The sequence below is a fragment of the Serratia ficaria genome (assembly GCF_900187015.1).
Lineage (GTDB): Bacteria > Pseudomonadota > Gammaproteobacteria > Enterobacterales > Enterobacteriaceae > Serratia > Serratia ficaria.
In genome coordinates this window covers 326,001-341,061 of the sequence record NZ_LT906479.1, presented here as the reverse complement: position 1 = coordinate 341,061, position 15,061 = coordinate 326,001, and the positions used below count along the sequence as shown (strand labels likewise).

7 protein-coding genes are annotated in these 15,061 nt (G+C 64.5%); 1 reads left to right on the top strand and 6 read right to left on the bottom strand.

Annotation, left to right across the window (positions count from 1 at the left end):
* Nucleotides 1–161: 161 nt before the first annotated feature.
* The 3 genes from CKW09_RS01510 to fes all read right to left on the bottom strand — a co-directional run bounded on the left by CKW09_RS01510 (nt 162) and on the right by fes (nt 5,707).
* Nucleotides 162–4,058, bottom strand: a complete 3,897-nt coding sequence (locus CKW09_RS01510) for an enterobactin synthase subunit F (protein ID WP_374188965.1) — start codon at nt 4,056–4,058, stop codon at nt 162–164.
* Nucleotides 4,059–4,137: 79 nt separating this feature from the next.
* Entirely contained in the window at nt 4,138–4,344 is a 207-nt protein-coding gene (locus tag CKW09_RS01505; RefSeq protein ID WP_073970349.1) for an MbtH family protein, read from the bottom strand.
* Nucleotides 4,319–5,707: an enterochelin esterase gene (gene fes / locus CKW09_RS01500; RefSeq protein WP_073970350.1), complete on the bottom strand. Its 1,389-nt coding sequence runs from the start codon at nt 5,705–5,707 to the stop codon at nt 4,319–4,321. Before fes ends, CKW09_RS01505 begins: the two co-directional genes overlap by 26 nt.
* Before the next feature lie 285 nt (nt 5,708–5,992).
* On the opposite strand from fes, the gene CKW09_RS01495 reads away from it, so the two are divergent.
* Entirely contained in the window at nt 5,993–8,275 is a 2,283-nt protein-coding gene (locus CKW09_RS01495) for a TonB-dependent siderophore receptor (protein ID WP_095095149.1), read from the top strand.
* Between the two features lie 59 nt (nt 8,276–8,334).
* Here the strand turns inward: CKW09_RS01495 and CKW09_RS01490 are convergent, their stop codons facing one another.
* From CKW09_RS01490 to CKW09_RS01480, 3 genes are all read right to left on the bottom strand, one after another.
* Nucleotides 8,335–9,567 carry a YncE family protein gene (locus CKW09_RS01490; protein ID WP_095095144.1) on the bottom strand — a complete coding sequence of 411 codons (1,233 nt, stop codon included), beginning with the start codon at nt 9,565–9,567 and terminating at the stop codon, nt 8,335–8,337.
* A 47-nt stretch (nt 9,568–9,614) separates the two neighbouring features.
* Nucleotides 9,615–12,503 carry a condensation domain-containing protein gene (locus tag CKW09_RS01485; protein WP_095095141.1) on the bottom strand — a complete coding sequence of 963 codons (2,889 nt, stop codon included), beginning with the start codon at nt 12,501–12,503 and terminating at the stop codon, nt 9,615–9,617.
* Nucleotides 12,504–12,592: 89 nt separating this feature from the next.
* Entirely contained in the window at nt 12,593–14,686 is a 2,094-nt protein-coding gene (locus CKW09_RS01480) for a TonB-dependent receptor (protein WP_061799705.1), read from the bottom strand.
* Nucleotides 14,687–15,061: the final 375 nt, after the last annotated feature.

Here is a 15,061-nt window from a genome sequence, read left to right as displayed (position 1 = left end):
ATCGTTAAAAGGGTATTGCGTCAGGGCTGCAACAGCGTGGGGACTCATGCTAGCACAGATGATGGGAGCAATAATGATAATAAAACTCATTGATATTCAGCAAACGCCGCCAAACGCCGGGATCGCTTCCGACGTTTGGCGGCCGACGTTGGCGACGCCGGTTACAATGCCCGCAGTATGCGGTTCAGCAACGGCCCCAGCACCTTGAACGACGCCGGCGAGACGATATCCACGTGCGCGCAGTCCAGCTCGTGCGCCTGCAGCGCGTCAACGTACTGCGACCAGGTCTGCTGCACGTCCATCCCTTCCTGCAAGGTGCGTTTGGCGACAAACAGCGTCGCCAGGCCGTTGAAACGCGCGGTGCGGGTATGGGACAACAGCCGCACCGAATCGGCGTAGTTGGCTTCGATATTGTCGAACATCGCCACGCGGGTTTCCCCCAGCGCCGGATCGAGCGTGTCTTGCGACACCGCCAGGAATTGCTCGCGCTCGCGCTGCACTTCTTTCAGCACGTTGTCGTCCAGCATCACGTCCCAGTTCTGGGTTTCCGGCGGGTAGGTGTCCAGCAGGCCGAGGAACGCCACCTGCTCGCCGCGCGCCTGCAGCCGGGCGGCGATGCCCTGCGCCAACGTGCCGCCCAACGAGTAGCCGATAAAGTGATAAGGCCCGTGCGGCTGTACCTGCAGCACGGTCTGCAGGTGGGCGTCGACCACCTGATCCATATCCTCGCTCAGCGCCAGCGGGCCGTCCGGCCGCGGCGACTGAATGCCGACCAGCGACCAGTGCTGGTCGATGTAGCGCGGCAGCACGCTGAACTGCCAGGAGAAGCCCGAAGCCGGGTGCAGGCAGAACAGCGTCGGCCCGTCGGTGGCGCGCAGCGGCAGCACGCTGTCGAAGCCGCAGCGATCCGCCTCTTCCTGGGTGCGCTCCTCAGCCAGCAGCTGCGCCAGTTGTTCGACGCGGGACGCCACCATCACCTGCCCGACGGAGACCGCCTTGCCCAGATCGCGGCGCAGCTCCGCCGCCAGGCGCATCGCCAGCAGCGAATGGCCGCCGAGGGCGAAGAAGTCGTCGTCGGCGAACACCTGTTCGCGCTGCAGCAAACGGGCGAACACCGCGGCGATGTCGGCCTCCAACCCGGCCTGCGGCGCGCGGCCGGCCTTGCGTTCACCGCCCTGCGGCTGCGGCAAGGCTTTACGGTCCAGCTTGCCGTTGGCGCTCAGCGGCAGCGCGTCCATTTCCACCAGCGCCACCGGCACCATATGCGGCGGCAGGCGGTCGGCCAACGCCGCGCGCAGCGCCTCCAGGTCCCAGGTCACGCCCGGCTGCGGCACCAGATACCCCACCAGCTGGCGCGCATCGCCGCCGGCGTCCACCGGCGTGCCCTGCAGCACCAACGCATGGGTCACCGCCTGGCGCACGCCCGGCAGCGACAGCAGCGCGTGGTCGATTTCACTCAGCTCAATGCGCTGGCCGCGAATTTTCAGCTGATCGTCACTGCGCCCCAGATATTCCACTTCACCGCCCGGCAGCCAGCGCGCCACGTCGCCGGTGCGATACATGCGCCCGCCCTCGCCGTAAGGGTCGGCCACAAAGCGGCCGGCGGTCAGCTCCGGCCGCCCCAGATAACCCTGCGCCAGCTGGATGCCGGTCAGGTATAAATCCCCCGCCACCCCCGGCGGCACCGGGCGCAGACGCGCATCCAGAATGCGCAGGCCGGTGTTCCATACCGGCAGGCCGATCGGCACGTTGGCGCCGGTCACCCGCGCCAGAGCTTCGCCGTAGGCCGGATGCCAGGTCACGTCCACCGCCGCCTCGGTGGGGCCGTACAGGTTATGCAACGGCACCGCAGTGCGGCTCTGCCACAGGCGGCACAGCTCCGCCGGCAGCGCTTCGCCGCTGCAGAACACCTGGCGCAGCGAACCGCAGGCGGCGACCGCCTGCTCGCCGTCCAGCGCCGCGACGAACGCCGCCAGCATCGACGGCACGAAGTGCATCGTCGTCACCCGATGCTGGGCAATCAGCTGCTGCAGCTGCTCGGGATCGCGGTGCGCCTCCGGCGGCGCCATCACCAGCCGGGCGCCGACCATCAGCGGCCAGAAGAACTCCCACACCGAAACGTCAAAACTGCACGGCGTCTTCTGCAGCACCACGTCGTCCGCCGCCAGCGGGTATTGGTGTTGCATCCACAGCAGGCGGTTGACGATCGCCTGATGGCCGACCAGCACGCCCTTCGGCCGGCCGGTAGAGCCGGAGGTAAAAATGATGTAGGCCGCATGATCCGGCGTCGGGCCGTTGACCGTCACGCCGGCGGCGTGATCGGCGGGCAGCGGCGCGTCATACAGCAGTATTTCGCCCTGGCCGGCGAAACGCGCCTGCTGGGCCGGGCTGGTGACGATCAGACGCGGTGCGGCGTCCTCCAGCATCATCGCCAGCCGCTCGTCCGGATAACCGGTATCCAGCGGCAGATAAGCGGCGCCGGCCTCGACGATGGCCATCAGCGCCAGCGACAGAAACACCGAGCGCGGCAGCGCGACCGCCACAATGTCGCCCGGCCGCACGCCCTGCGCGGCCAATTGACGCGCCAGCGCGCCAACCTGCTCGCGGGTTTCGCGGTAGCTGAAGCTGAAGTGGGCGTCGGCCAGGGCCGGCGCGTCCGGCGTGCGCTGCGCCTGCTGCGCCAGCAGGCTGCTCAGCGTCGTGGCGGGTACCGGATGCGCGGTGTCATTGACCCGCGCCAGCAAGGCGTGGTCTTCCGGCGTCAGCATGTCGGCTTCGCCGATCGGCAAATCCGCCCGGGCGGCAAACTGCGCCAGCAACAGCGGCAAACGCTGCAGATGGGCCAGCAATTCCTGACGGCTGTAACGTTCGGCGTTGGCCAGCAGCTCAACCTTCAGCTGGTTGTTCCCGTCGATGAACAGCGCAATCTCCAGATCGCGCACCGGGCCGGAGGCCAGATCCCGGGTAATGCCCTCGATGCCGGCGAAATCCAGTTGATAATCAAACATTTTGAAGTTGAACACCGTGCCGTACAGCGGCTCGGCGTCGCCGATGCGGCCCAGATCGCGCTGCACCTGTTCGGCATCGTAACGCTGGTGGCGGCGCACGCTCTTCAGCTCGCGGCTGATGCGGGCGGCGGCTTCATACAGCGTGGCCTGCGGCTCGAGGTGCATTTCCATCGGTAGCACGTTAATCACCGGGCCGGCGGCGCACAGCGCGGCCGAGCCGGTACGGCGCATGAAAATAAAGCCGGCGCTGAAGCTGGGTTGGCCGCTCAACCGCGACACCCACAGCGCCAGCAGCGCCACCGCCATATCGGCGGCGTTGAGCTTCTGCTGGCCGCCGATTTGCACCAGCGCAGCAAAGGTTTGCTCGTCGCAGCGCTGCTCCAGCCGGTGAATGCGCGGCGTGGGCACCTGCCCGGCCAGCGGCTGCGGGCACAGGGTCGCCGCCGGCGGCAGTTGGCGCGCCTTCTCGAGCCAGAAATCGGCATCGCGCTGCCAGGCCGGCGCCTGCCGATAGGCCTGATACTCCGCCACGACCTCGCTAAACGGCGTGAACGGCGTCGGCTCCAGCGGCTCGCCGCGGCGCAGATGGCTGTATAGCGCGGCGATGCGGCGGGCGATGGCGGTGAAGCTGAAACCGTCCACCAGCATGTGATGATAGCGCTGGTACCAGAACCAGCGCTGGTCCGCCAGGCGCATCAGCACGTGGCGGTACAGCGGCTTGCCGCTGCCGGCGCGCAGTTCGCCGGCCAGGTCGATATCCATCAGCGCCCGCGCGGCGGCTTCGGCGTCCGGCGAGTCCGCCAGATCGACGAACTCCGGTTCGCGTATCGCCAGCGATGCGTCCAGCCACTGCACCGGCACGCCGTCGCGTTCTTCAAAACGCAGCCGCAGCGTATCCACTTCGTTGAGGCCCTGGGTGATGGCCTGCAGCAGCAGAGCGGCCTCGATCGGGCCATTGAGCTCGATGCAGTGCGCAACCGCATAGGCGTTGCGATGCGGGGAAATTTGATCGGCCACCCAGATGCCGGGCTGAGCCGCCACCAACGGCATTTCACCGGCGACCGTTGGCCCGGTGGTGGAAATTGGGGTCTGTGACACTGCTGTTGCTCCCGTTATTACCTGGTGCCGATCACGCCATAGGCGATGATACCGGCCGAATATCCTGCCAATGCCGCTCCAGCCAATCGACGCATTCCGCATGCGCCGTCGGGCCGAAAGCTACCGTCCAGTGAGCGGGAATTGCGCAGAAATCCGGCCACAGGCTGTATTGTTGTTGTGCGTTGCGCAGCACCAGGCTGCGCTGTTGTCGATCATCGAACGGATTCGGTTTTTCCATCATGCGCTCCTGACGCCGTTGAACGAGCGGCGTCCGCGGGAGCGGAATAGCCGGTGGCGAAGGTCGCGGCCCACGCCGCCTGCAGCCCGTCGGTCAGGCCCCCACGCCAGCACAGGGCGTCGTGCCCGCCCTCCACCACCCGGTAATGCACCCGATGCCCGGCGTTGCTCAGCAGCGTCGCCATCTGGCCGCTGACCCTATGCACCAGCTTTTCATGCGAACCGGCCTCCATAAACACCTTCAGCGCGCCGTGGCTGCCCAACTCCCGCCGCTCTACCTGCTGCATCAGCCAGCAGGCATCCTCGGGGACGGTCGGCTGCTGCAGCATGTCGCGCCGCGGCCACCAGTAAGAACCGGACTGGCTGATCACCGCGCCGAAGCGCTGCGGCCAGCGCAGCCCGGCGTACAGTGAAGCCAGCCCGCCGAAACTCTGCCCCGCCACCACGGTGCTCGCCGGGTTGTCGCTGTGCGGCGCCCGCTCGGCCAACTGCGGCAGCAGCTCTTCCTGCACCGCCAGCCAGAAATCGTCCTTGCAGGTCAGCTCGCGCGCCCGGTGCTGCAGATCGATGATGTCGATCAGCACATACACCGCCTCCGGCAGCGCCCCCTCGCGCGTCAGCTGCATCAGCGGCTCCCATACCGGCATTTGCTGCGCCCAGAACTGACCGTCGAGCAAAATGGCCAACGGGCGTTCGCTCGGCCGGCTGTCGCCGGTGGTGTAGATCCAGACGTTGCGGCTGTTGCCCAAGCGTTCGCTGTGCCAGGTATGGCGCTGCAGACGCGCCGGCAGCGGCGGCGTACAGCGCCCGCTGGCGATTTCATACTCGTCGAACGCGCGCCATGCCGGCTGCGGCGGCGCTTCCGGCATATGCAAACCGGACAGGCAACCGCCGCCGGTACCCGGCCAGGCGCGATAGGGATTGAGCAAATCGTGGGTGGCGCTGGCGAATACCTGATGCCACCAATGGCGCACGTTGTGCATATTGGCATGCGCGTCGTCGCCCGCCAGTTCCGGCGGGCGGGCGTCGAGGGAAGGGATAAAACAGTAGCTGCCGCGCCAGTCGCCGTTCAATTCGGTTTGCCAGTACCAGACGTCGGTGCCGTCCAGACGCTGCAGACTCTGCGGCGGATTCGGCTGATGATGGTCGGTCAGGCAGTTGATGTTGATCCACACCCGCCGGTAAGCGGAGGTCAATTCGCACCCCTGGGGATCGCGCCAGAAAAAGGTGGCTCGCCACCGGCCGTTGCCCGCCGGTTCTACCCAGGGTGTGCCGCGCCGGGCCACTTTCAACCACCACCCTGGACTGCCGGCATTGCTGCTGGCCAATAACCTGCTGCTTTCTGACTGAAATTCTGTATTCACAACGCCTACCCATTTTGTAGTTGGCGGTTTAAACAAACGCCGGCCTATCCGTATCGCCAGCCACCGCCCGAACGCACTGTAGCTCGAATACTATTGATAATTATTTGCATTTGCAATAGTGTGTGAGGCTTGGAAATCGTGCTGGTATTGCGCGCAACGGACAGGGAGCGGGGATATGACACATGGCATCCCTTGCCGCAGCCGATTTTCTATTCCTGACTACACAAAAACTACAACCGCCCTTCCCCCTCTCGGCGCGGAATGGCAGCAAGGTAGGAAGCTCACATGAACAGCAAATTATCACGTTATTCTTTAGCCACGCTCATCGGCTTGGGACTGGGCGCGTCGGCGTTCGCCAACGCCGCACAGCAGGCCGACACCACCGCCACGGAAGAAAACGCCAGCGCCGCCGATAAAAAGCAGCCGGCGGAAGACACCATCGTGGTCACCGCCGCCCGGCAGAACCTGCAGGCGCCGGGGGTGTCCACCATCACCGCCGACGAAATCAAAAAACGCCCGCCGGCGCGTGACATCAACGAACTGATCCGCACCATGCCCGGGGTCAACCTGACCGGCAACTCCACCAGCGGCCAGCGCGGCAACAACCGCCAGATCGACATCCGCGGCATGGGGCCGGAAAACACCCTGATCCTGATCGACGGCAAGCCGGCCACCAGCCGCAACTCGGTGCGCCAGGGCTGGCGCGGCGAGCGCGATACCCGCGGCGATACCGCCTGGGTGCCGCCGGAAATGATCGAACGCATCGAAGTGCTGCGCGGCCCGGCCGCGGCGCGCTACGGCAACGGCGCCGCCGGCGGCGTGGTCAACATCATCACCAAAAAGGCCGGCCAGGATCTGCACGGCTCGTTGAACACCTATTTCAACGTGCCGCAGCACAAGCAGGAAGGCTCCACCAAGCGCACCGACTTCAGCCTGTCCGGCCCGCTGAGCGATCGGCTGAGCTTCCGCCTGTTCGGCGGCTACAGCAAAACGCAGGCCGACGCCTGGGACATCAACGAATCCCACAAGTCTGAGCGCGTAGGCGCCTATGCCAACAGCATTCCCGCCGGCCGCGAAGGCGTGGTCGACAAAAACATCGACGCGATGCTGCACTGGGACTTCGCCCACCTGCAGTCGTTGGAATTCGAGTACTCCTATGGCCGCCAGGGCAACCTGTACGCCGGCGATACCCAGAACACCAACACCAATGCGCTGGTGCAGAGCAACTACGGTAAAGAGACCAACCGCATCTACCGCGAAACCTTCGGTCTGAACCACCGCGGCGCCTGGGACAACGGCGTCAGCACCAACAACTACATTCAGTTCGAGCGCACCCGCAACACCCGCCTGAACGAAGGGCTGGCCGGCGGTACCGAGGGCATCTTCGACACCAAAAACAGCGGCTTCGGCACCACCAAGCTGGACGACTTCCTGGCGCACAGCGAAGTCAGCGTACCGTTTGAATTCGGGGTGGCGCAAACCGCCACCCTGGGCACCGAGTGGAACCAACAGCGGATGAAAGATGGCACCTCAACCAGCCAGACGCTGATGGGCGGCACCATTCCGGGCACGGATACCGGCACCCGCAGCCCTTACGCTTCCGCGCATATCTTCTCGCTGTTCGCCGAAGACAATATCGAGCTGACCGACAGCACCATGCTGACGCCGGGCCTGCGTTACGATCTGCACTCCGAGGCCGGCAACAACTGGAGCCCGGCGCTGAACCTGTCGCAGGAGCTGGGCGACAACTTCACGCTGAAAATGGGCATCGCCCGCGCCTACAAGGCGCCGACCCTGTTCCAGACCAACCAAAACTATTTGCTGTACAGCAAAGGGCAAGGTTGCGCGTCCAGCGATACCACAAATGGCTGCTACCTGCTCGGCAACGACGATCTGAAGGCGGAAACCAGCGTCAACAAAGAGATCGGCCTGGAGTTCCACAATGAAGGTTGGCTGGCCGGAGTGACCTACTTCCGCAACGATTACCGCAACAAGATCGAAGCGGGCAACTCGCGCATCGCCACCAGCAGCACCGGGACGGCGGTTTATCAGTGGGAAAACGTACCGAAAGCGGTGGTTCAGGGCCTGGAAGGCACGCTGAACGTGCCGGTCAGTGAAACCGTGGCCTGGAGCAACAACGCCACCTACATGATCGAGAACAAGAACAAGAGCACCGGCGACTACCTGTCGGTGATCCCGAAGTTCACCATCAACTCGACCCTGAGCTGGCAGGCCACCCAGGACCTGTCGATGCAGTCGACCCTGACCTGGTACGGCCGTCAGAAGCCGAAGAAGTACAACTACCAGGGTAAACCGGCGACCGGCGGCGAAACGCGCGAAGTCAGCCCTTACGCCATCGTCGGCGCCAGCGCCACCTATGACGTGACCAAAAACGTCAGCGTCACCGCCGGCATCGACAACCTGTTCGACAAACGCCAGTTCCGCGCCGGCAACGCGCAGAACGTCGGCGATCCGACCACCGGCGCCATCAACATAGCCGGCGCCGGCGCGGCGACCTACAACGAACCGGGCCGCACCTACTACATGAGCATCAATACGCACTTCTGATCCTCATGAACCCATGAAAAGGGGCGCCGCGGCGCCCCTTTTTACATTGCCAATCCCGGTTATTTATCCTGCAGTTGAATGCGCACCACGCTCTCCGGCTTGCCGGCCTTGGTGCCGGCGCCGTCGTTCTTCACCGTCACGAACAGCGCATTGCCGTGCGGGTCCAGCGCCAGGCTGTTCGGGTGCGGCGGCAGATCCACCGTTTGCAGACGCTTGAGCGTTTTGGCGTCGAATACCGTCAACGTCCCCGCACCATGCTCGACGCGTACCCCTTTGCGGTTGGCGACGTACAGCCGCTGGCTGCGATCGTCGAGCAACAGGCCGATCGGCACTTCATCCGTCAGCTCGCTGGCCAGCACCTTGCCGCTGTCCGCATCCAACGCGAACACCCGGTGCCCGCTGCTGCGCTTCACGTAGTCGCGGCCCAAATGGTGATTGCGGTAGCCGTCGCGGTCGATACCCTGATCCACCCCCAGCAGGCGGTTGCTCACCGGGTCATACACCAGGTTCAGCAGTTGGTCCGCCTGTACCTCATGGGTGGCGGCGATCTCCAGCGTATCGGCATTCAGCGTAATCAGCTGCCCCTGCATGTTGGAAACGAACACCCGACGCCCTTTTTCATCCAGCGTGATGCCGACCGCGTTGTAGCCGAAGCCGGGGATCACCTTCTCCAGCTTGCCGGCGCGGGTATCCACCACGTACAGCACGCTGTCGACGCCGAAGCCCAGCCCCGGCAAGAACAGCCGGCCGGTGTGCGAGTCATACTTTATCTCGCGGATGCGGTATTGATAGTCTTCGGTGATTTTGAATTTCTTCAGCTCTGCCAGCAGAAAATCCAGCCGTTTGCCGCTGATGCCCGCCTGCTTGTAAGCCTGCTCGAGCACCACCTTGTCCAACAGTTTGATGCTGCCCAGCGCATGATTGGTGGCGGTATCCACCACCCCGACTTCACCGTTGAAACCCTGGGTCAGGTACAGCCGGTTGCCGGCATCGTCCAGCGCCACGCCGAAGCCTTTGACCTTCAGCGGGATCTCCGCCTTCACCGCCAGCGTATTGGGATCCAGCCGCAGCACGCGCGAGCGCGCCTCTTCCTTCCAGTCGGGCGCGCTGACGAACAGCGCCCGCTGCGTTGGGCTGTAGGCCATTTCCACCACCGCCGACGACAGCGCCTGGCGTTTGATATCCTGCGGCCCGATGCCGGCGTCGTCCGCCTGCGCCACGCCGGCGACCACCAGCGAAGCCGCCACCAGCAGCGACAGTAACGCGCGGGGAGTTGCTATTGTTCCAGACATCCATCTATCTCCTTGAAAATCATGCTTTCGGTTAGAGTGAAACAACGTCATGCCTGCGGCGCGGACGGCAGGGCCGCCACAGCGATATCGCCAGCCGTAGGCTGGGCAAAATGGGTAAAGACGTGCTGAACGGTGTCGGCGATCAAATTGGCCTGCTCGGCGCTGTAGTGATCCTGACGGTAGGTCATCATCACCCGCAGGGATTTCACCCCGGCCAAATCTTCCTCCATCACCTCGAACTGCAGGCCGAGCAACGACTCGGCTTTTTCCGGTTCCACCTGGCGGTAGGCGACCGTGCCGCCGTCCTGCAGCCGGAATTCGCCGTTCAGCTTGATGCGGCTGTGGATCTGGATAAACACCTCGAACATGTGGTTCTTGCGGTCGGCATCCACGCCGAACAGCCCTTCCTCCACCAGATCGATGGGGATATCGCTGTAAGGCAACGAGCCGTTGATGGTGTTTTTGACCTGCTCGATCAGCCCCGCCACCGTCAGCTCATCGCCGAAGCGCAGCCGATGCACCACCACGGTGGTGAAGTAGCCGACGGTGTCGAAGAACTCGGCGTCGTTGCGGCCGGAGGTGGAGGTGCCCACCAGCAGATCCGCCGGGCCGCCCAGCAGGCGCAGCGCCGAGGTGATGCCGGCGTAGACCACGTTGAACAACGAGGCGCTGTTGCGGCGCGACAGCCGGTACAGGCCCGCCGCCACCGCGGGCTCGACCTCGAACTCCAGCCAGCCGCCGTTGACGTCCGCCGGCGCCGGCACCGCCGGATGGGTGGAAGGCTCTTGTCGGAAGATGGGCAACCCGACCGGCGCGCCGCGCAGGTTATCCAGCCAGTAATCCAGATGCCGCCTCTGCACGCCGGACGCCCGCTGCTGCCGGGCGAAGGTATGAAACTGCGGCGGCCGGCCGGCCCACTGCGGCGCCTGCCCCGCCACCCGATGGCGATAGGCGATCCCCAGCTCGTCCATCATCAGATTGAGCGACCACTCATCCAGCACCACGTGATGGAACAGCAGCGAGAGCAGCTGCTGGCCGTTTTCCGCATCGCGCAACAGGGTGACGCGCAGCGGCAGCTCGGCGCTCAGGTCGAAACGGTGCTGGCCCGCATGAGCCAGCAAGGCGCCGGCATCGCCGGCCGGGGTTTCATGGGAGAAGCGGAACCAGCCGTAGTCCGGCAATTCGGCCGCCGGCACCACCTGCTGGCGCACCTCGCCCTGACGCTCGACAAACCGTGAACGCAATGCGCTATGGCGCGTCATGACGTCGATAAACGCCTGACGCAGCGCCGTTTCATCCACCGGGTCAAAGAAACGGAGGGAGAACGGCAGGTTAAAGATCTCATCGTGGCCGAAGGCTTCATACACCTTCCACAGCGACTCCTGCGCCAGCGACAGCGGCGCCTGAACCGCTTCGTCGGCCCCGGCCCCGGCCGCCGCCGTTGTCGGCAGCGCCGTCGCCTGACGTTTGGCGTAACCCGACAGCCCGCGCGCCGTCGGGTGGCTGAACAGATCGTTAATATTGAGTTCCAACTGATGCAGGCTCAGCAATCTGCCGATGACCCGGGTGGCGACCAGCGAATGGCCGCCGCGGTCGAAGAAGTCCTCATCAGCGGTCATTTCGGGCGCCGCCAGCGCCTCGCGGAACTCGCTCAGGATCAATTGGGCAATGTCGTCATCGCCGGCATAATCCGTCGCAGGGGCCTGGCCGGCCGCCGGATCGGCGTCTGCGATCGATGCCGTGATGACCCGCTGCCCCGCCAGGAAGGCGACAAACTGCTCCAGCAGGAAGGGCGCGGCGTGCGGAGATAGGCGCGGATCCGCCACCAGCTCCAACGCCAGCGACGACGCATCCGGCAGGCTCAGCAACAGCGCCAGTTCAAACGGGGTATGCAGCGGCGGCAACAGCAGCGGTTCGGCGCCGACGCCGTCGAGCCGCAGCCCGGCGGACATATCCTCGCGCCAGCACACCAGCAGCTGCGCCAACTGCGGATCCTGCGCTTGCGGCGTCGGCCGGGCCCGTTCGGATGAAACGTCGCCCTGGCGCAGGGTCAGGCGTTTCAGCGGCGGCGTTGCTATGCCGATCTCCACCCCGGCGGTTTCGTCCGTCTCCGACTGCGGTACGCACAGCTGCACCGCCTGCCCGCCGGCCTGGGCGGCGATAAAGCGGCCGAAGCGCGCCGCCACCGCCGTCAACAGCGCCAGCGGCGTCTCGGTCGCAGGAAGCTGCGAACGCGCAATGCGGGTGACGATGCGCGATCCCGCCGGCGGCAGGCCGTTGTCCTGACGATAATCCCGCAGTTGCAGCGGCTGTCGCGCCCAGGGCAGCTTAAGATCGGCGTGTTCCGGCGGCGCGCCGGCCGCCGCCGGCATCGCAACCTGCGGTACGGCCTGCAAGTTATACAGCGCCGACAACGCGGCCGGCAGCTGCCGCCAGGGCAGCGTTTCGGCCAGGATATCGTGCATCACCGCGCCCAGCACCGCCGGACCGCGCTCGACCATCAACAGCAAGAAACGCAGCGGCGCTTCCCGATCCAGCGCCAACGGCGTCGCCTGGGTTTCCAGCACCCGGCGGATCGCCTGCGGCTCATCCGCCAGCGTCTCGATGGTGACCGGCGGCAGCGCCGAGTCGCCCGGGCGTTTATGCAGCCCGCGCTCATCGTCAAAACAATAGCGGACGTCGAGGCCGGGGGTCAGACGGATCAGCGCCTGCAGCGCACCGGCCAGGCGGCCGATATCCGCTTCGCCGTTCAACCGCCAGGCCAACGCCCGCTGCCCGTCGGCGCCGCCGCTCTGCACGTGGCCGAACCACGCCTGCTCTTCGCTTTCGCTGACCGGCAGGCTGTCGCCCGCCCCCCCCTCGCCCAGCGCCAGAAACGCCCTGTCCAGACGCCGGGCCTCTTCATCGCTCAGAATACCGTCAAAATCACCGCTCACTGCTGTATCTCCTTTTGCCCGGCGCGCCGGGGTTGCAGGGAAATCACGCCATAAAAAGGGGGGCCGGGCCCCCCAACGTGGCAATAGCCTTAGAAGTTCAGCTCAACCGCCGCGCCGATCAAACGCGAAGGCTGGACAGTCGCCGTGTAGATATCGTTGCCTCTGACCATCTCGCGGCGATCGGCATCGAACAGGTTCTTGGCGAACAGGGTGGCGCGGCCGTAGGCGAAGGTGTACGCCAGCTGGGCGTTCGCCGACCAATAGGAGCCGATGCGCCCGCGCGAATCGTTGTCGTACTGCGAGTAGTAGGAATCGGAGAACGCCACGTTGCCGCTCAGCTCCAGCCCACTGAACAGCTGGTATTTGGCGCCCACGTTGGCGGTATAGGCCGGCGCGCGCGCCAGTTCGTGCCCCTCCACGCCGCTGCCCGAGAACTTCTTGATGTCGGTTTTCAGCAGGCCGAGGTTGCCGAACAGTTCGAAGTCCCAGCGCGGCTGCCAGGTGGCGCCAATTTCCGCGCCGTAGGTCTCCACCTTGTCGGCGTTGCGGATCACGCTGGAGTTTTCACCCAGCGAGTAAGGCAGCTGCATGTCCTTGTAGTCGTTGTAGAAAACGTTGCTGGTCAGCACAACGTTGGCGTCCTTCAGGTGATGACGGCTGTACAGCTCATAGTTCCAGACATATTCGGAACCATAGGTGTAGCTGACCACCGGCGTGCCGATGGTGATACCGCCGCCGCCGGCGTTATAGCCGCGCGCCACCTTGGCGCCGTAGGTCTGGGCGTCCGTCGGTTTCCAGGCCACGTCCAGCTTCGGCAGGAACACGGTGTAGGTTTCGTCGAAGTCGATGCGCACCGCATTGCTGCCGCCGTTGCGCTGGCGGTGTTCCCGCTCCAGACGGCTGGCGGCGGTGATGTCCACCTGCGGCGTGAGGGCGTAGGTCAGCTCGGCAAAGGCCGAATGGGTGTCGGTTTTGTCCTTGAAGGCGGCGCCGCCGAAAATGTTGACGAACTCGTCCTGCTTGGCGTGGAAGTAGCGCAGCCCGGCCAGGCCATGCAGGCGGCTGTCCGCCGCGCCAAAGCGCACCAGCGGCTCCACGTGCACCTCTTTACCGTCGATTTCGGCGTACTGAATGTTGTAGGCGGTAGGGCGGTTGATATTGAAATCGGTATAAATCAGGCGGTTTTCCAGCGTTACCGCCTCGGATGCCTCCCAGGCCAGATCCCAGATGCTGCTGTTCATGTTGCTTTTGAACACCGCGCGGCGCGAGTCGTAACGCGGGTTGGTCGGGTGCGGCTGCGGGTTGAGGCTTTCGTTTTGCGGTGAGGTGCTGCCGAAGTGGTTGAAGGTCAGCTTGGTGGTCAGGTCTCGCAGGCCGGCCGGGTTGAACAGCAGCTTGGCGCGGGCGGTGGTGGCTTCAACCTCACGCGGATCGCCGACCGGCGCATAGGCGGGCAGATCGGCCTCGCTGCGGCGGCGCTGGCGATCGACGCTGACGCGAAACGCCAGCTGATCTTCCACCAGCGGGCCGGAGGCCATGGCGGACAGCTGCGAAGAGTGCTGGTTGCCCGCGCCGCCCTTGAAGGCGCTTTCCCACTCGAAGGTCGGATCCTTACTGGCCATCACGATCGCGCCGGCAATGGCGTTGCGCCCCTGAATATAGCTTTGCGGCCCCAGGAATACTTCGACGCGATCCAGATCCCACAGCGACTGCGGGCCGAACGCCTGTTCGTTGTAGGTCAGCGAACGGCCGTCCAGCGACAGGTTGAGGCGCGGGCGGGTGCCGCTGAGGAACGCATTGGCGCCGGTATTCGGGCCGGAGCCGTCGATGCCGCGCACGGTGGGCAGATCGTTGCCGATGCCCAGATCCACCACGTTGGGGGTCATGCGCAACAGGTCGGGAACCTGCAGCGCGCCGGGCATGGAAGCGATGCGGTTGCTGTCGAATACCTGCACGCTGGAGCCGGTATCGAAAATGGAGCGTTTAATCTTCTCGCCGGTCACCAGCAGCGTTTCCGCATCCTGGGCCGTTTCGTTGCTGCGGGTTTCCGCTGCGCTGAGGTTGCCGATCGACAGTGTGCAAAGGCCGAAAAATAATGAGGAGAACGCCCCCATGGTTTTCAAGCCCGTCTTTTCCCTGTCGCCTACGATTTCATGCCGTTGAGCCGCTGAATGCTTGCTCATAGAGGTCTTCTCCTTCATCCCAGAGGTGCATAAAATTTGATTTTTTACATAGGTAAACGCCGACACTCACACAGACAATGGCACTCGCGGCCTTCCTGGCCTTTGTGTCGCTTATCCCTGCAGCAGAACAACTCCCCTTCCCGGCCGAACGGGTTCACCCCAGCCACGGCCAGTCCCCCGGCGCGCTGCCGGCAGATTTTTGTATGGAAACGTAAAATAATGTTAAGAATGATAATATTTTGCATTTTCTAATGCAAATCATTATCAATAAAGAGCTGTGCGATGGCGCACAAGGCGCGACAAAAAACCCGACGAACCGGCAAGAAAGGCTGGCGATAAAACAACAATGAATTATTGCAATGCTAAGAATAATAT

Bases quoted from the DNA above. Each gene is read 5' to 3' on its own strand.
- CKW09_RS01510 (WP_374188965.1), bottom strand. From the start codon at position 4,058: ATGCCGTTGGTGGCGGCTCAGCCCGGCATCTGGGTGGCCGATCAAATT.
- CKW09_RS01495 (WP_095095149.1), top strand. From the start codon at position 5,993: ATGAACAGCAAATTATCACGTTATTCTTTAGCCACGCTCATCGGCTTG.
- CKW09_RS01480 (WP_061799705.1), bottom strand. From the start codon at position 14,686: ATGAGCAAGCATTCAGCGGCTCAACGGCATGAAATCGTAGGCGACAGG.
- CKW09_RS01490 (WP_095095144.1), bottom strand. From the start codon at position 9,567: ATGTCTGGAACAATAGCAACTCCCCGCGCGTTACTGTCGCTGCTGGTG.
- CKW09_RS01505 (WP_073970349.1), bottom strand. From the start codon at position 4,344: ATGGAAAAACCGAATCCGTTCGATGATCGACAACAGCGCAGCCTGGTG.